This window comes from Kitasatospora griseola, assembly GCF_014648555.1.
Taxonomy (GTDB): domain Bacteria; phylum Actinomycetota; class Actinomycetes; order Streptomycetales; family Streptomycetaceae; genus Kitasatospora; species Kitasatospora griseola.
The window spans coordinates 46,317-61,218 of the sequence record NZ_BMRI01000021.1 but is presented as its reverse complement, the minus strand read 5'-3'; the positions used below and the strand labels follow the sequence as shown (position 1 = coordinate 61,218).

Sequence of the window (14,902 nt, the reverse complement as noted above, 5' to 3'; positions counted from 1 at the left end):
CGCCGACGCCGGGTTGACGGGTCGGGAGAACGTCGAACTGTTCGCCCGGGTCTTCGACACCCCGCGCGCCGAGCGGGCCGAACGGGTCGTCCAGGCGCTGGCCGCCGTCGACCTCACCGAGGCCGCCGACCGGATGGCCGCCACCTACTCCGGCGGCATGGTGCGCCGCCTCGAACTCGCCCAGGCGCTGGTCAGCGCCCCCCGGCTGCTGGTGCTGGACGAGCCGACCATCGGCCTCGACCCGATCGCCCGGGCCGGTGTCTGGGAACGGGTGGACGCGGTGCGCCGAGCCACCGGCATGACGGTCCTCGTCACCACCCACTACATGGACGAGGCGGACCGCCACTGCGACCGGGTCGCGCTGATGGACCGCGGCCGGATCCGCGCCCTCGGCACCCCCGAGGAGCTGAAGGCCCGGGTCCGCGCCGAGGACCCGGAACAGGCCGCACCCACCCTGGACGACGTGTTCCGGCACTTCTCGGGCCGCACGCTGGCCGACGCCAAGGAAGGAGACTTCGGAGATGTCCGCCGTACCCGCCGAACCGCAAGTCGCGTCGGCTGAACCGGACTTCGGGCTCCTGCTGGTGCCGCCGAAGGCCCGGACCGGCTGGCGGGTGGTGCCCGCCCGGGTGGTCGCGATGTGCACCGTCGAGCTCCAGAAGCTCCGGCACGACCGCACCGAGCTGTACACCCGGGCGGTCCAGCCCGCGCTCTGGCTGCTGATCTTCGGTGAGACCTTCACCCGGCTGAAGGCGATCCCGACCGGAGGCATCCCGTACCTCGACTACCTGGCGCCCGGGATCATCGCCCAGTCCGCGATGTTCATCGCGATCTTCTACGGCATCATGATCATCTGGGAGCGCGACTCCGGGGTGCTCACCAAACTGCTGGTCACCCCCACTCCGCGGGCCGCACTGGTCACCGGCAAGGCGTTCGCCGCCGGGGTCAAGGCGGTCGTCCAGGCCGCCGTGGTGGTGGTGCTGGCCGCCGTGCTCGGCGTCGGCATGACCGCAAACCCGCTGCGGCTGCTGGGAGTTGCCGTCGTGGTCATCCTCGGGTCGGCGTTCTTCTCCTGCCTGTCGATGACCATCGCCGGCATCGTCCTCACCCGGGACCGGCTGATGGGCATCGGCCAGGCCATCACCATGCCGCTCTTCTTCGGCTCCAACGCCCTCTACCCCGTCGACCTGATGCCCGGCTGGCTCCAGGCCGTCAGCCGCGCCAACCCCCTCAGCTACCAGGTCGACGCCCTGCGCGGCCTGCTCATCGGCACCCCCTCCCACCTCGCCCTGGACTTCGGCGTCCTGGCCCTCGCCACCACCGCCGGCATCGCCGCCGCCTCCGCCCTCCTCGGCCGCCTGGCTCGCTGACCTGCGGACACGGGAAAGGGCTGTGCGCCGCCCTCGCGAAAGGCGGCGCACAGCGGATCGATGTGGCCCCGGCCGACAGGGAAGCGTCGGCCGGGGTTCGGGTCAGCGCCGGCGGGTGGTGGTCCAGCCGGACCAGGAGCCGTTGCTGTTGCGGTGGTCGTAGTAGCGGGTGCCGTTCATGCCGATGCAGGTGACGTTGAACTGCCAGCCGTTGACGTCCCAGACGTCCACGGAGTGGTTGCCGGGATCCTTGCAGTAGCCGTTGTTGAGGAGCTTCCAGCCGCTGAGGCCGGAGCTGGAGCTCCACTGGGTGTAGACGCCGTGGTCGGTGCCGATGACGAAGACCTGCCAGTACCCGTTGGGGAGCTTGATTTTGACGTTGCTGTTGCAGTAGAATGTCCCGCCCCACGGGCTGGCGTAGTGGCACCAGCCGCCGGTGCTGGTCCCGGTGACGACGTCGCCCGGGTCTGCTTCCGCGGCGAAGGCCGGCCCGGCCGCGCCCAGCAGGGAGAGCGACAGGCCGATGGTCGCGGCTGCGGCGCCGGCCCACTTGCGCAGGGACCCGGTCCTGGTGATCTGTCCGTTGGAGGTCATGGCCGGAACCATAGGAATCCGGGTGGGGGCCAGGAGTCGCCCAGCGGGTTGAAACACGGTGTACAACCGAAACGGTAGGCCGAAGAACCGTCCACCGTCCGGTGTATCCGCCCACCCCGCCTTCCGGCGGGTTGCCACGGTGTCGCCGCAGCTGAGCGGGGCTCAGCCGATGCTGAACTGGTCGGTGGTGCCGAAGACTTCGGTCCTGTCCTGGTCGCAGCCGGAGCCGACCGGGTCGAACAGGGTGGAACGACTGACCGCCTTGCCGACGCCGCTGCCGTCGGTGACGGTGCCCGTGCTGACGGTGCGGAAGCGGATCACGTTGCCGCCGGCGTCCTTGGTCGTCGTCACCTTGTCGTAGGTGACGGTGGTGCTGTCGCCGGAGTCCCAGACGTACGTGACGGTCTCGGTGCCGGACGCCGGGAACGGGTCGGTGCAGCTCGCCGTCCACTGGACGGGCGTGTTCTGGTTCAGGGTGCTCTTCGCGCTGCCCGAGCAGCCGCTGTAGCTGGTCCGGTGGGTGGCCGTGACGGTGCGTCCGTCCGTGGACGGGGCCGGGACGAACACCCAGCTCTCGATCTGCTGGACGCCGCCGCCGGTGGTGGCGCACTGGACGGCGAAGTCCGGGTTCGGCGCGGCGACGGGGCGGGTCGCCGTCGGGCCGGCGGGGTCCGCGGTCGCGGCTGTCGGGAGGAGGGCGGCGGCGGTGGCCGCCAGGGCGGTGAGTGCGATGCTGATCCGGCGTTCCATCGGGGGTGGCTCCGTCCGTCCGGGGAAGTGGGGTGCGGCGCAAGCGGGTTGGCGGTGGCGGGGCGAACACGGGTCAGGCCGCCGGCCGTGCCCGGAGGCAGGGTCGGCGGCCTGGGCTCACTTCGCCGGTGTCGTCAGGTGCTTACGACAGGTCGAAGGCGCCGCCGCCGACGGCCACGCCGACCGGGCAGACCAGGCGGACCCGGAAGAGGCCGGAGAACGCGACGGTGGAGACGTAGCGGTTGCCGTCCGAGCAGTCGACGAACGGCTGCCAGAGCGGACCGTTGCAGGTCTCCAGGAAGGAAGGTCCGCTGAACACGAAGTTGCCGCAGGCGAGGTTCAGCGGCGCGATGCTCGTGACCGTGCCGTCGGCGTGGATGGCGGGCTTGTTGGTCGGCTTCGCCAGCGTGATCGCCGGGGTCTGGACGTCCGCGGCGGCGTCGGCCGCCGGCACGACCGCGGTCTGGACCGCGGGCTGGGCGGCCGGTGCGGTGTCCGCGTAGGCGGCGGAGCTGACCGCGCCGAGGGCCGTGAACGCGAGGGCCGACGCAACGCCGATGGTGCCGAGCATCTTTCCGAATGCCATGTCGTTCCACTTTCACTGAGATGTGACTGAGAGTGATTGGTTTGACAGGGGGCGCCTGGGGCGCCCACCTGCAGATCCCCGTCCGACCGGGGCGAGACCCACGCTAGGTCAGCTGTCGAGGGGGCGCGCGGCGAGAGCGGCGAAATAAATCCGTGCACGTCCGATTGGCTCTGGCGAGGGCGTGCGGCGGGGTCGCCGCGCCCCGGCCGGGTGACCCTCGGACGGCGGCGGTACCGTGGCCTTCATGTGTGCGACAAGGGAGTTGACGGACGACGAGGGGTGCGCGGTACGGCTCGGGGAGGTCCGCCGGATCGTCTCGCTGGTCCCCTCGCTCACCGAGGCGGTGGCCGCCACCGCACCCGGCCTGCTGGTCGGCGCCACCGACTGGTGCACCCACCCCGCCGAGCTGGACGTGCCCCGGATCGGCGGCACCAAGAACCCGGACGTGCCGCGGATCGTCACGCTCCGTCCCGATCTGGTGATCGCCAACGAGGAGGAGAACCGCGCCCCCGACCTCGCCGCGCTGCGGGCGGCCGGCCTGGCCGTGTGGACGACCCGGATCCGCGACCTCGACCAGGCGCTCGACTCGCTGCGCCGCCTGCTGGTCGAAGTCTGCCAACTGCCGGAGCCCGCCTGGCTGTTGGCGGCGCGGCAAGCCTGGGGGAGGGTGCCGGACCCGGCGGCGGGAGTGCGGGCGGTGGCGCCGATCTGGCGGCGGCCGTGGATGGTGCTCGGCGCGGACACCTTCGCCGCCGACCTGCTCCGGCGCCTCGGCGTCACCGTCGTGACCGCCGGCCACCCGGGCCGGTACCCTCGCATCCCGCTCCCCGAACTCCTCGACGCCGGAGCCGAGTTGCTGGTGCTCCCGGACGAGCCGTACCGCTTCACCGCCACCGACGGCCCGGAGGCGTTCCCCGGCCTCCCGTACGCGCTGCTGAGCGGCCGCCATCTCACCTGGTACGGGCCCTCGCTGGCCGAGGCGCCCGCCGTCCTCGCCGCCCAGCTCGCCGCCGCGGAAACCCCGGGCCGGTGAGGTGGCGATGCCGGTGATGTCGAGATCCGGCCGGCGGCCTCGACCGTCGGGTGAACGGTGCCCGTGAGCACCGCAGTCGAGAACCGGGAAGGCAGCACGCCATGCAGCAGCTCGTCCAGCAGGTCATTGACCAACTGGTGGATTCCGGGGAGGAGTTGGGCATCCAGGTCGCGGTGTACCGGCACGGCGAGCAGGTGGTGGACGCGGTGGCGGGCGTCGCCGACCCGGCCACCGGCCGTCCGGTCGCCTCGGACACCCCGTTCTTCAGCGCCTCCACCGGCAAGGGCGTCACGGCGACCGTGGTGCACGTCCTCGCGGAGCGCGGCGCCCTCGACTACGACACGCCGATCGTGGAGCTCTGGCCGGAGTTCGGCGCGCACGGCAAGGAGAAGGCGACCCTCCGGCACGCGCTGACCCACTCGATCGGCGTGCCCGCCGTCCCCGCCCGCCTCACGGCGCCGGACCTGGCCGACTGGGACGGCATGTGCGCCCTGATCGCCGACTCCGAGCCCTGGTGGGAGCCCGGAACCCGCACCGGCTACCACGCGGTGACCTGGGGATACGTGCTGGGCGAAGTGGTCCGCCGGGCCACCGGCCGACCGATCTCGCAGGTGCTCCGGGAAGAGGTGGCGGCGCCGCTGGGCATCGCCGACGAGCTGTACTTCGGCGTCCCCGCCGCCGAACTCGGCCGGCTCGCCCGACTTGAGGACGCCCCCGGCAGCGCCGAGACGATGGCGGCCATGCCCGCCGACCTGCCGCTGTTCAAGGCCACCCCGCCCGCCCTCACCCCCAGCGCGGCCTACGGCAACGACCCCGTGGTGCTCACCGCCGACATCCCCTCCGGCGGCACCATGTCCGCCCGCGCGGTGGCCCGGATGTACGCCGCGCTGCTCACCGAGGTGGACGGCGTCCGGCTGCTCCCCGAAGCGCGCCTGCGCGAGATCACCGCACTCGCCACCGCCGAGACCGACCAGATGGTCGGCTTCCCCACCCCTCGCGCCCTCGGCTACAACCTGGGCCGCCCCGGCGCCGACCCGGGGCGGACCCAGACCGTCTTCGGCATGCCCGGCATGGGCGGCAGCGCGGCCTGGGCCGACCCGGCCACCGGCCTCTCCTTCGCCCTCACCAGGAACCGCTTCTCGCCCGGCCCCGCAACGGCGGTCGACCGCATCGGCGCCCTGGTCGCCGAAGCCGCAACGGGCTGACGCCCGGGCGCGGGGAACGGCGCGAAGGGTTGACGCACCGCACCGCGGCCTGCACGCGGGCGGACACGAGCACGTGCCGGCTCGTCGGTGGAAGGGGCCCGCGCCGGCGGTATCTCCTCTGCCACTGCGGCCCGCCGCCGGCGGAGTCGCACCGAGTCGGCCGTGGCAGCCGGGCCGGCCACGAGTCCGCCGTGCCCATCCGTGCTGCGCGAGCCGACGCAGCCGGTCGCTCACGACCGGGACGGCCCGAGAAGCGGTGCGGTGAACAGCTGCCGCACCTGGCGGCAGCTGCGGCCGTCCGACAGTCCGGGCCTTCGTCCCTCGAAGTCTCCCGTCAGCGGCGGGACTTCGGGGCCCGAGTGAAGACGCAGTCGCCGCAGAGTCCGCCCGACGGGGTGCGGTAGTAGAGGCAGCAGGAGGTCCGGCGGAAGGCGAGGGGAGCGGGGGGTGGGGTGGGAGTGCCGGTGGGGGCGAGGGCGGGGGAGGCGAGGAGGGCGCGGGCCAGAGCAGCGGCGGGGGTGCGGAGGGGTGGGACGGTGGCGAGTTGGCGGGCGGCGCCGACCAGCGCGGAGGCGGCGTTGCCCGCGAGGAGGCCGGGCGCGAGTGGGGTGAGGGCGCGGACGGCACCGGCGAGAGGGTGCAGGTGGCGGTCCATCACCAGGGCATGGAGTGCGGCCGGGGTGGCTTCGGGCCCGAGCGGGTCGGGCAGCCAGAGGTCGAACGGGCCCTCGGGCGGGAGGGCGAACCGGGCGGCGTCCAGGTCGGGGAGGCGTCCGGTGGTGACGGCGGCGCCGAGGGCGACCGACCAGAGGCGGGCGGCCAGGCCCAGGTGGGCGGTGGAGGCGGCGACGCGGGTCTCGTCCGTGCCCAGCAGCCGGGCCACCTCGGCGATCCGGGCCGCCAACGGGCCGTCCGGGGCGGACAGTTCGCGCAGCGGCCGGAACCCGGCGGGCGGGTCGCCGGCGAGGGTCGCGAAGTACGGGCCCAGGGCGGACAGCGGCGGGGGGACGGTCATGGCGCGGAGTGTAGTCGGGCCGTTCGGGAGGACCGGATTTCGCTGGCTTCCGGCGGCCCCGCCGCCTATCGTCGCGAGCTGAGGGACTTTCGGCGCGGAGGAGGAACGACGAATGCGGTACCGGCAGTTGGGGCGCAGCGGGGTCGAGGTGTCGGAGGTCGGCTTCGGGGCGTGGGGGATCGGCGCGTCGGGCTGGATCGGGGCGCGGGAGGACGAGTCGCTGGCGGCGCTGCACCGGGCGATCGACCTGGGGGTGAACTTCATCGACACCGCCCGCGGGTACGGCGAGAGTGAGCGGCTGGTGGGCAAGGTGGTGCGGGAGCGCGCCGCGGCCGGGCAGCAGGTGCGGGTGGCCACCAAGGTGCCGCCGCTGAACCGGCAGTGGCCGGCCCGTCCGGGGGTGGACCCGGCGGAGACCTTCCCGGGAGCGCACATCCGGGAGAGCGTGCAGACCTCGCTGCGGGCCAGTGGCCTGGAGCGGTTCGACCTGGTGCAGTTCCACGTCTGGCACGACGAGTGGATGGGCCGCGGCGACTGGCTGGAGACCGTCACCGAGCTCAAGGAGGAGGGGCTGATCGGCCTGTTCGGCGTCTCCATCAACGACCACGAGCCGCACAGCGCCGTGGAGTTGGTGCGCAGCGGCGCGGTCGACGCGGTCCAGGTGATCTTCAACGTCTTCGACCAGTCGCCGCTGGACGAGCTGTTCCCGGCCTGCCAGGAGCACGGCGTCGGGGTGATCGTCCGGGTCGCGTTGGACGAGGGCGGGCTGACCGGCCGGCTGACGCCCGACACGGTGTTCCCGGACGGCGACTTCCGGCAGCGCTACTTCCGCGGCGACCGGCTGGCGGAGGTCGAGCGCCGGGCCGCCGCGATCGCCGCGGACCTGGGCATCGGGGCGGACGGGCTGGCGGAGGCGGCGCTGCGGTTCGTGCTGAGCGAGCCGGCGGTGTCCACCGTGATCCCCGGCATGCGCTCGGTGCGCAACGTCGAGCGCAACGCCGCGGTCGGTGACGGAGTGCCGCTCGCCGAGGGCCAGTTGAAGGTGCTGGCCGGGCACCGCTGGGACCGGAACTTCTACTCCTGAGCCGTCCGGGATCGCGTGGGGTGCGTGCGGTTGTCGGGGTTCGGTGGCAGGGTGGGGCGCATGTGCGGTCGCTTCGTCTCCACCACCGAGCCCGGTGACCTGGTCGCCCTGCTCGACGTCGCGCGTTGGAACCCCACCGAGGCGCTCGCGCCGAGCTGGAACGTCGCGCCGACCGACCCGATCCCGGCGGTGCTGGAACGGGTCGACCACGACACCGGCGAGGTGGTGCGCCAGCTGCGGACGCTGCGCTGGGGCCTGGTGCCGTCCTGGGCGAAGGACCGTTCCGGCGCGGCCCGGCTGATCAACGCCCGTTCGGAGACCGTCGACCAGAAGCCCTCGTTCCGCAAGGCGTTCGCCGCCCGGCGCTGCGTGATCCCCGCCGACGGCTACTACGAGTGGCGGCCCGTCCCGGCGGGCGACGGCCGCAAGGCGTACAAGCAGCCGTACTTCCTGAGCACCGGCGAGCTGATGCTGATGGCCGGGCTGTACGAGTTCTGGCGGGACGCGAGCCTGCCGGAGGACGACCCGGCGGCCTGGCTGGCGACGGCGACCATCCTGACCACCGACGCCACCGACAGCGCGGGGCGGGTGCACGACCGGATGCCGCTCACCATCACCCGCCAGGACGTGGACAGTTGGCTCGACCCGGCGCACAGCGACCGGGCCGACCTGCACCACCTGCTGCACCGCCCCGCGGACGGCGACATCCTGGTCCGGGCGGTGCCCACGGCCGTCAACCGGGTCGCCGAGAACGGCCCGCAGTTGCTTGCCGAGGCCCCCGACCCACTGGGGATCGCGGACTGACGCGCCGTCGGTCTCAGTCCGTGTCGCCCGAGTCGTTCCGGTGGCGGCGCTGCTCGATCGCCCGGCGACGCGCGGCCCGCCGGGTCGCCTCGCCCGCGCCGAGCGTCGCCCGCGACACGGCACGGACCCACGCGGGCCCGCCGCGCTCGGCCCACACCACGCAGCCGCAGCCGCCCACCACCAGCAGCAGTACGACCACCAGCAACACGCCGATCATGGCTTCCCCTTCCGCGAACCTGTCCCGATCCTCGCAGGAGGGGACGGCGTCAGGCGCGACCCAGGCCGAGCCGGACGGCGCGTTCCACCGGCGAGTACGCCCCGTCCGCGCGCTCCAGCACCAGGTCGGTGGTGGACAGCAGCGCCGGCTGGGCGAGGAAGCGCGGCTCGGTGCCGTGGTGCGGCTGCGCGGCGTGGATCAGGAACGGGTGGCACAGGTACACGTCCCCCGCCCGTCCGGTGGCGAGGGCGATCTCCCGCTCGGGGCTGTCGAGCACTCCGGCCCGGTCGAGTTCGGCGCAGAACGCGAACATCTCCACGCCCTTGTCCCCGGCCGGCTCCAGCAGGCGCGGCAGGTCCAGGTGCGAGCCGACCTTGATCCGGGTCGGCGCGTTCGCCTCGTCCACGTCGGACAGCAGGAACAGCATCAGCAGCGAGCGGCCGCGCGAGACCAGGTTGAGCCAGTAGCCCTGTTCGCCGTCCGGGGTGAAGCTCGCGTCCATGTGCCAGCCGGCGTCGCCCGGGTCGTCCGGGTGCGGGAAGCGGATCGGGAAGCCGCCCAGCCACGGCTGCGGCGTCCAGCGGCCTGCGCCGACCAGTTGGTCGAACGCGCCGTGCAGGCGCTCGGTGGTCGCGGCCCGCCGGAAGGGCTCCTGCCCGAACCCCGCCAGGCGCACCACCGGCTGCGTCCAGCCCGCCGGGTCGGCCGGGTCGAGGCCCATCTCCTGCCACAGGAACTCCCGGCACTCGGCGGCCAGTTCGGGCGAGAACGCGCCCTCCAGACGGACGAAGCCGTCCGTGACGAAACGCTCGATCTGCTGCTCGGAAAGGACACTCATGGGAGCGGATTCTCGACCGGTCCACGCGGTGCCGCAAACGAATTACCGCCCACTGGGCCGGACTTGACGGACCGGCGTCCGGCGCGCTTCGGTGGGGGCCATATGACCACGCCTGCCCCGCACACCGGCCCCGCGTTCGACGCCCTCCAGGGCCTGTCCGTCGGCGACGCCCTCGGCGCCCAGTTCTTCGTCCCCGCCACCGCCCGCGCCCACTTCGCCGCCGGCACCGTCCCGCCCGGCCCCTGGCCGTGGACCGACGACACCGAGATGGCCTGCTCGGTGTACGCCGCGCAGACCGAGCGCGGCGCCATCGACAGCTACGACCTCACCCACGCCTTCGCGTACCGCCACGACTTCGACCGCGGCTACGGGCCCGCCGCGAACCGCCTGCTGCGGCTGATCCGGGAGGGCGGCGACGCCCGCCGACTGGCGGCCGAACTCTTCGACGGCCAGGGCTCGTTCGGCAACGGCGCGGCCATGCGGGTGGCCCCGCTGGGCGCCGCGTACGCCGAGGACCCGGCCGCCGTCGTCCGGCCGGCCGCCGACACCGCCGTGATCACCCACACCCACCCGGACGCGGTGGACGGCGCGATCGCGGTGGCCGTCGCCGCCGCCCACGCGGTGCGCTGCCGCACCGAACCGCTCACCGCGGAGCGCTTCCTGTCCGCCGTCGCCGACCTCACCCCGTACGGCGTCGTCCGCGACGGCCTGTACCAGGCCCGGCAGTTGCTCGACCGCGGCGACGCCCGCGAGGTCGCGGCCGTGCTCGGCAACGGCAGCCGCACCAGCGCCCTCGACACCGTCCCGTTCGCGCTCTGGTGCGCCGCCCGGTGGCTCGACGACTACCCGACGGCCGTCCGGTCGGCGATCGGCGCCGGCGGCGACATGGACACCGTCGCCGCGATCACCGGCGGCGTGGTCGCCGCCCGCACCGGCGCCGCCGGCATCCCCGCCGCCTGGCTGGACGCCCGCGAACCGCTGCCCGGCTGGGCGTTCCCCGCCCCCGGCGGCATCCCCGCGCCGCTGCCGCACCTCACCCGGATGCGGCTGCCCCGGCCCCACCCCGTCCCGGAGGCGATGCACTTCGCCGAGGAGCAGTGGAACCGCTACCGGGCCGGCTACCGGGCCGCGCGCTGGGTGGCCCGGGCCGAAGAGGGCGTCCTGCACCTGCACTTCGCCGTCTCCGGGGACGAGGTCGCCGCCATCCAGGTCATCCCGTCCGGCAGTGGGCAACGGGCCGTCGGCGCCGAGGTCGAGTCGCACCCGTCCCACTGCAACGGCGCCCGCCGGCCCGGCGTACTGCTGGCCACCGTCATGGAACTGGAGGGCCGGCTCCAGACCCGCGGGCCGCTGCCGGCGGGGCCCTGGTGACGGTCCGTCGGCGCGCCGGATAGGGTGACGGTGCAGGCAGGACGGGCCGAGGAGGGGCGGATGCGCATCGAGGCGGTGCTGTTCGACCTCGACGGCACGCTGATGGACCACGACGGGGCCGCCGAGGCCGCCGTGCTGGCCGGCGCGGCCGCCGAACTCCCCGGGCGGGAGCTGGACCGCGACGGGCTGCTGCAGTTCTGGCGGGAGCTGGAACAGCGCGAGTACGACCGCTACCTGGCAGGCGAGTTGACGGTGCAGCAGCAGCGCCGGGTCCGCGCGCTCGGCCTGGCCCGGCACCTCGGGCTGGGGGAGTGGTCGGACGAACGGGCCGACGCCTGGTTCGCCGGCTACCTGCGCAGGTACCGGAGATCCTGGCGGGCGTTCCCCGAAGTGCCGCGCACCATCCGCGAGTTGGGGGCCGGGCGGAAGCTCGGCGTGATCACCAACGGCGAGGGCGACATACAGCGCGACAAGCTGCGCACCGTCGGCCTCGGCGTCCTGGCCCCGCACACCACCGCCTCCGCCGAGGCGGGCTGCGCCAAACCCGACCCGGCGATCTTCCACCTGGCCTGCCGCACCCTCGGCGTCGCCCCCGGGCGCACCGCGTACGTCGGCGACCGGCTGGACGTGGACGCGCAGGCCGCCACCGAGGCCGGGCTGCTCGGCATCTGGCTGGAGCGCGAGCCCACCGGCGTCGCCGTCGAGGTGCCCCGGGTCCGCACCCTGGCCGAGGTCGCCCTACTCCTGGACTGACCCCCTGCGCGGCGTGCCTCCGGGCCGCCCGGGCCCCCCTCCGCGTACCGTCGGGCCGGAGGGCTGACGGTTCGTCAGCGAAGGGATCCAGGGAGGCCGGTATGGACGCGCGACAACGAGTGGCGGTGCTGGTGGCGGACGCAGGGACCACCCACGCCGAACAGGCAGGCATCGAGATCGCCGACCGCCCCGCCGAACTGTGGCAGCTGCTGATGCTCAGCAACCTGGTCTCGGCCCGGATCCAGGCCGAGATCGCCGTCACCGGCACGGCCTCCCTGGTCGCGGCCGGCGCCGGCACGCCCGCCGGCACGCTGGAACTCGACTGGCAGCAGCGCAAGGACGCGCTGATCGCCGGCCGCTACCAGCACTTCGCCGACGGCACCGCCACCCGGCTCGGCGAATGCGCCCGGCTGGCCGAGGGCGAGTACGGCGGCGACCTGCGCAAGCTCGCCGCCGCGTCCCAGGGCCGCCCCGAGCGCACCCGCGCCCTGCTGCAGCGCTTCCCCGGCATCGGCCCGGCCGGCGCGGCCGCGTTCTGCCGCGAGGCCCAGGCGGTCTGGCCGCACCTGCGCCCCGCCCTCGACCCCCGCGCCACCGTCGGCGCGGAACGCCTCGGTCTCCCCACCGACCCCGCCGAGCTCGCCGATCTGATCGACCCCGCCGACCTCCACCGGCTGGCCGACGCCCTGGTCCGCGCCGCCCTCGACCCCGCGATGGCCGAACGCGTCCTGGCCGCCTCCCCCGACAGCGCGGAGCCCGCCGGGGTCTGACCCCCGGGAACGCGGAGCGCCCCCGCCCTGACGGTGGGCGGGGGCGCGGTCCGGTCGGGTCAGCGGCCGAAGATCCGGCTCAGCCAGGAACCCGAGGAGGCCTTGTCGGCCAGGGTGCAGGAGCAGCGCTGGGACTTGGGGATGCCCGCGAGGACCTGCTCGACGTGCATGCCGCAGCCGGCGTAGGAGGGCTTGTTGCAGGTCTTGCAGGTGATGCGACGACACATGGTGGTGGGTCCTTTCGGGGGAGGGGGTGTCAGGAGTGCGAGAAGGGGATGTTGGGGAGGATGCGGTCGAGCCAGCGGGGCGTGTGCCAGGCGGCGCGGCCGGTCAGGCGGAGCAGGACGGGCAGCAGGACCAGGCGGACCAGGGCGGCGTCCAGCAGGACGGCGACGCCGAGCACGATGCCCATCTCCTTGGGGGGCAGCGGGCCGGAGATGGCGAAGGTGAAGAACACCGCGACCATCACGGCGGCCGCCGCGAAGATCACCCGGCCGGAGTGGGACAGCGCGCCGACCATCGCCTTGCGCGGGTCGCCGGTGCGCTCGTACTGCTCCTTCGCGGAGGCCAGCAGGAAGACGGTGTAGTCCATCGCGATCGCGAAGATCATCGCGAAGAAGAACACCGGCGCCCAGCCGTCCAGGAAGCCTTGCGGGGTGAAGCCCAGCAGCCCTGAGCCGTGGCCGTCCTGGAAGACCAGCCGGGCGACGCCGAACGCCGCGCCGGTGGACAGCAGGCTGGCCGCGGTGCCGAGCGCCGCGATCAGCGGGGCGCGCAGCGCGAGCAGCAGCAGCACGAAGCCGAGCACCATGACGACGCCGATCACCAGCGGGGTCTTCTCGGTCAGCAGGTGCTGCAGGTCGAGGTTCTCCACCGAGGCGCCGCCGACCAGGGTGTGGTCGGGCAGTTCGGCGCGCAGCGTGTTCACGGTGTGGCCCAGCTGCGGGTCGGACGGGTCGACGGACGGGACGGCCTGGATCATCGACCAGTTCGCGCCGTCGGCGGCCGGCATCGCGGGCATCACGCCGGCGATCCCGGGCGTGTTGGCGACGGTCTGCGCGGTGGCCGCGGCCTGGTCGGTGGGGGTGAGGATTTGCAGGGTGCCGGGGGCGCCGTCGCCGAACGCCTGCTGGACGGCGGTGTAGCCGGCCTTGGCGCTGGCGTCGTCGGGCAGCACGTTGATCGAGGGCATCGCGGTGCGCAGGCCGATCACCGGCGCGGCCAGGGCCAGCAGGGCGACCAGGGCCAGTGCGCCCCAGCGCAGCGGCTGCTTCCACAGCCGCTCGCCCCAGGCCTCGAACCGCGGCGAGGTCTGCGCCTCGCGCTTGGCCCAGGGCAGCGACAGGGCGTCGACGCGGTGGCCGAGCCTGCCGAGCACGGCGGGCAGCAGGGTCAGGGTGGCGGCCAGCACGAACAGCACGGCCAGCATGATGCCGCCGGCCATCGAGCGGAACGCGGGGGACGGGACCAGCATCACGGCGGACAGACTGACCAGCACGGTGGCGCCGGAGAGCAGCACGGCCTTGCCGGCGGTGTCCATGGTCTCCGCGACCGACCGTGAACTGTCGCTGCCGCGTCCGGACTTGGCCCGGGCGGCGCGGAACCGGACGACCAGGAACAGCGCGTAGTCGATGCCCAGCGCGAGGGCGAACATCATGGCGAAGTTCATCGCCCAGATGGAGACCGGGAACAGGTGGCTGATCAGCACCAGCGAGCCGGCCGAGGCGGCCAGGCCGGCCATGGTCAGCAGCAGCGGCAGTCCGGCGGCGACCAGCGAGCCGAACGCCAGCACCAGGATGGCCAGGGTGACCGGCCAGGACATGATCTCGGACTTCATCATCGCGTCGTGGTTGGCGGTGTTGAAGTCGCTCCACAGCACGGACGCGCCGGTCGCGGTGACGTCCACGCCGCCGCCGGACAGCTCGCGCAGCGGCTCCTTCAGGTCGTCGGCGGCGCGCACCATGTCGTCCGGCGAGGCGTTGGCGCCGGCCAGCAGCACGGCCGTGCGGCCGTCCTGGCTGATGGTCGCGCCGGGCTGCGGCGGGACGACGGTGGAGATCCGGGAGTCGGCGGCGGCCAGCGCGGTGACGCGGTCGACCACCTGCTGCACGCCGGGGTCGGTCACCGGGCGGTCGGCGTGCACCACGATCTGGATCGCGGAGGAGGCGTTGCCCGCGAAGTGCTCCTCGGCGAGGGTGCGGACCTTCACCGAGTCGGAGCCGTTGGCCTGCCAGCCCGCGCCGGAGAGCGCGGAGGTGACCTTGGGGGCGAAGGCGCCGAGGCCGATCACCACGATCAGCCAGCCGACCAGCACGGTCTTGAAGTGGTGGACGGACCAGACGCCGAGGCGGCCGAGCAGCCCGTCCCGGGGCGGGGCGACGGCCGGGGGCGCGGAGGCGGCCGGCGCGGGGGCGGAGCGGTTCACAGGTTTCTCTCCAAGCGGGCGGGGGTCCGCCGGTCCAAGGGTAATACCTAGGGGGGTATATGCGGAGGCGGGCGGGGGCCAGGGTGC

At 73.9% G+C, this 14,902-nt stretch carries 17 protein-coding genes; 9 read left to right on the top strand and 8 right to left on the bottom strand.

Annotated features, from left to right (window positions below; all coding sequences use genetic code 11):
- Positions 1–562: ATP-binding cassette domain-containing protein (locus IEZ12_RS38930; protein WP_229847892.1), on the top strand; the 562-nt coding region annotated here is incomplete at its 5' end.
- Complete coding sequence (locus IEZ12_RS24335) at positions 522–1,370, top strand: ABC transporter permease (protein ID WP_189274658.1); 849 nt, start codon at positions 522–524, stop codon at positions 1,368–1,370. The genes IEZ12_RS38930 and IEZ12_RS24335, both read left to right, overlap by 41 nt.
- Positions 1,371–1,472: 102 nt before the next feature.
- On the opposite strand, the gene IEZ12_RS24330 is transcribed toward IEZ12_RS24335, so the two are convergent.
- The 3 genes from IEZ12_RS24330 to IEZ12_RS24320 all read right to left on the bottom strand — a co-directional run bounded on the left by IEZ12_RS24330 (position 1,473) and on the right by IEZ12_RS24320 (position 3,300).
- Positions 1,473–1,964: a hypothetical protein gene (locus IEZ12_RS24330; RefSeq protein WP_189274656.1), complete on the bottom strand. Its 492-nt coding sequence runs from the start codon at positions 1,962–1,964 to the stop codon at positions 1,473–1,475.
- A gap of 162 nt (positions 1,965–2,126) precedes the next feature.
- Positions 2,127–2,714 (bottom strand): hypothetical protein, encoded by a 588-nt coding sequence (locus tag IEZ12_RS24325; RefSeq protein WP_189274654.1) that lies wholly within the window; start codon positions 2,712–2,714, stop codon positions 2,127–2,129.
- Between the two features lie 142 nt (positions 2,715–2,856).
- Positions 2,857–3,300 carry a hypothetical protein gene (locus IEZ12_RS24320; RefSeq protein ID WP_189274652.1) on the bottom strand — a complete coding sequence of 148 codons (444 nt, stop codon included), beginning with the start codon at positions 3,298–3,300 and terminating at the stop codon, positions 2,857–2,859.
- A 244-nt stretch (positions 3,301–3,544) separates the two neighbouring features.
- Here IEZ12_RS24320 and IEZ12_RS24315 point away from each other — a divergent pair, with 244 nt between their 5' ends.
- Positions 3,545–4,333 carry a helical backbone metal receptor gene (locus tag IEZ12_RS24315; RefSeq protein ID WP_229847889.1) on the top strand — a complete coding sequence of 263 codons (789 nt, stop codon included), beginning with the start codon at positions 3,545–3,547 and terminating at the stop codon, positions 4,331–4,333.
- 101 nt (positions 4,334–4,434) lie between these two features.
- On the top strand, positions 4,435–5,538 hold the full coding sequence (locus IEZ12_RS24310) for a serine hydrolase domain-containing protein (RefSeq protein ID WP_189274650.1): 1,104 nt from the start codon (positions 4,435–4,437) through the stop codon (positions 5,536–5,538).
- 334 nt (positions 5,539–5,872) lie between these two features.
- On the opposite strand, the gene IEZ12_RS40145 is transcribed toward IEZ12_RS24310, so the two are convergent.
- Complete coding sequence (locus tag IEZ12_RS40145; RefSeq protein ID WP_189274649.1) at positions 5,873–6,553, bottom strand: (2Fe-2S)-binding protein; 681 nt, start codon at positions 6,551–6,553, stop codon at positions 5,873–5,875.
- A gap of 112 nt (positions 6,554–6,665) precedes the next feature.
- Between IEZ12_RS40145 and IEZ12_RS24300 the strand changes: the two genes are divergently transcribed.
- Positions 6,666–7,637, top strand: coding sequence for an aldo/keto reductase (locus IEZ12_RS24300; RefSeq protein ID WP_189274647.1), 972 nt, complete (start codon positions 6,666–6,668; stop codon positions 7,635–7,637).
- A gap of 60 nt (positions 7,638–7,697) precedes the next feature.
- Positions 7,698–8,441, top strand: coding sequence for an SOS response-associated peptidase (locus tag IEZ12_RS24295; protein ID WP_043908296.1), 744 nt, complete (start codon positions 7,698–7,700; stop codon positions 8,439–8,441).
- 13 nt (positions 8,442–8,454) lie between these two features.
- Here IEZ12_RS24295 and IEZ12_RS24290 read toward each other — a convergent pair whose 3' ends face one another.
- Together IEZ12_RS24290 and IEZ12_RS24285 are read right to left on the bottom strand one after the other, a co-directional pair.
- On the bottom strand, positions 8,455–8,658 hold the full coding sequence (locus IEZ12_RS24290) for a hypothetical protein (protein ID WP_189274646.1): 204 nt from the start codon (positions 8,656–8,658) through the stop codon (positions 8,455–8,457).
- Between the two features lie 49 nt (positions 8,659–8,707).
- The gene (locus IEZ12_RS24285) at positions 8,708–9,496 is read right to left on the bottom strand and encodes a phytanoyl-CoA dioxygenase family protein (RefSeq protein WP_189274644.1); all 789 of its coding nucleotides are present in this window, start codon (positions 9,494–9,496) and stop codon (positions 8,708–8,710) included.
- Positions 9,497–9,598: 102 nt separating this feature from the next.
- On the opposite strand from IEZ12_RS24285, the gene IEZ12_RS24280 reads away from it, so the two are divergent.
- The 3 genes from IEZ12_RS24280 to IEZ12_RS24270 all read left to right on the top strand — a co-directional run bounded on the left by IEZ12_RS24280 (position 9,599) and on the right by IEZ12_RS24270 (position 12,390).
- Positions 9,599–10,867: an ADP-ribosylglycohydrolase family protein gene (locus IEZ12_RS24280; RefSeq protein WP_189274641.1), complete on the top strand. Its 1,269-nt coding sequence runs from the start codon at positions 9,599–9,601 to the stop codon at positions 10,865–10,867.
- 60 nt (positions 10,868–10,927) lie between these two features.
- A complete protein-coding gene (locus tag IEZ12_RS24275) occupies positions 10,928–11,620 on the top strand; it encodes an HAD family hydrolase (protein ID WP_189274640.1) in 693 nt (230 codons plus the stop codon).
- 101 nt (positions 11,621–11,721) lie between these two features.
- A complete protein-coding gene (locus tag IEZ12_RS24270) occupies positions 11,722–12,390 on the top strand; it encodes an HhH-GDP family DNA glycosylase (RefSeq protein ID WP_100585239.1) in 669 nt (222 codons plus the stop codon).
- 59 nt (positions 12,391–12,449) lie between these two features.
- Here the strand turns inward: IEZ12_RS24270 and IEZ12_RS24265 are convergent, their stop codons facing one another.
- On the bottom strand, positions 12,450–12,617 hold the full coding sequence (locus IEZ12_RS24265; protein WP_167349374.1) for a DUF8730 family Cys-rich protein: 168 nt from the start codon (positions 12,615–12,617) through the stop codon (positions 12,450–12,452).
- Positions 12,618–12,646: 29 nt separating this feature from the next.
- Complete coding sequence (locus tag IEZ12_RS24260) at positions 12,647–14,815, bottom strand: MMPL family transporter (RefSeq protein ID WP_189274638.1); 2,169 nt, start codon at positions 14,813–14,815, stop codon at positions 12,647–12,649.
- Between the last annotated feature and the right edge of the window lie 87 nt (positions 14,816–14,902).

What these genes read in the sequence shown, in the direction of transcription:
- IEZ12_RS24275 (WP_189274640.1), top strand. Translation starts at nt 10,928, where the DNA reads ATGCGCATCGAGGCGGTGCTGTTCGACCTCGACGGCACGCTGATGGAC.
- IEZ12_RS24335 (WP_189274658.1), top strand. Translation starts at nt 522, where the DNA reads ATGTCCGCCGTACCCGCCGAACCGCAAGTCGCGTCGGCTGAACCGGAC.
- IEZ12_RS24310 (WP_189274650.1), top strand. Translation starts at nt 4,435, where the DNA reads ATGCAGCAGCTCGTCCAGCAGGTCATTGACCAACTGGTGGATTCCGGG.
- IEZ12_RS24300 (WP_189274647.1), top strand. Translation starts at nt 6,666, where the DNA reads ATGCGGTACCGGCAGTTGGGGCGCAGCGGGGTCGAGGTGTCGGAGGTC.
- IEZ12_RS40145 (WP_189274649.1), bottom strand. Translation starts at nt 6,553, where the DNA reads ATGACCGTCCCCCCGCCGCTGTCCGCCCTGGGCCCGTACTTCGCGACC.
- IEZ12_RS24270 (WP_100585239.1), top strand. Translation starts at nt 11,722, where the DNA reads ATGGACGCGCGACAACGAGTGGCGGTGCTGGTGGCGGACGCAGGGACC.
- IEZ12_RS24290 (WP_189274646.1), bottom strand. Translation starts at nt 8,658, where the DNA reads ATGATCGGCGTGTTGCTGGTGGTCGTACTGCTGCTGGTGGTGGGCGGC.
- IEZ12_RS24285 (WP_189274644.1), bottom strand. Translation starts at nt 9,496, where the DNA reads ATGAGTGTCCTTTCCGAGCAGCAGATCGAGCGTTTCGTCACGGACGGC.
- IEZ12_RS24320 (WP_189274652.1), bottom strand. Translation starts at nt 3,300, where the DNA reads ATGGCATTCGGAAAGATGCTCGGCACCATCGGCGTTGCGTCGGCCCTC.
- IEZ12_RS24295 (WP_043908296.1), top strand. Translation starts at nt 7,698, where the DNA reads ATGTGCGGTCGCTTCGTCTCCACCACCGAGCCCGGTGACCTGGTCGCC.
- IEZ12_RS24325 (WP_189274654.1), bottom strand. Translation starts at nt 2,714, where the DNA reads ATGGAACGCCGGATCAGCATCGCACTCACCGCCCTGGCGGCCACCGCC.
- IEZ12_RS24330 (WP_189274656.1), bottom strand. Translation starts at nt 1,964, where the DNA reads ATGACCTCCAACGGACAGATCACCAGGACCGGGTCCCTGCGCAAGTGG.
- IEZ12_RS24265 (WP_167349374.1), bottom strand. Translation starts at nt 12,617, where the DNA reads ATGTGTCGTCGCATCACCTGCAAGACCTGCAACAAGCCCTCCTACGCC.
- IEZ12_RS24315 (WP_229847889.1), top strand. Translation starts at nt 3,545, where the DNA reads ATGTGTGCGACAAGGGAGTTGACGGACGACGAGGGGTGCGCGGTACGG.
- IEZ12_RS24280 (WP_189274641.1), top strand. Translation starts at nt 9,599, where the DNA reads ATGACCACGCCTGCCCCGCACACCGGCCCCGCGTTCGACGCCCTCCAG.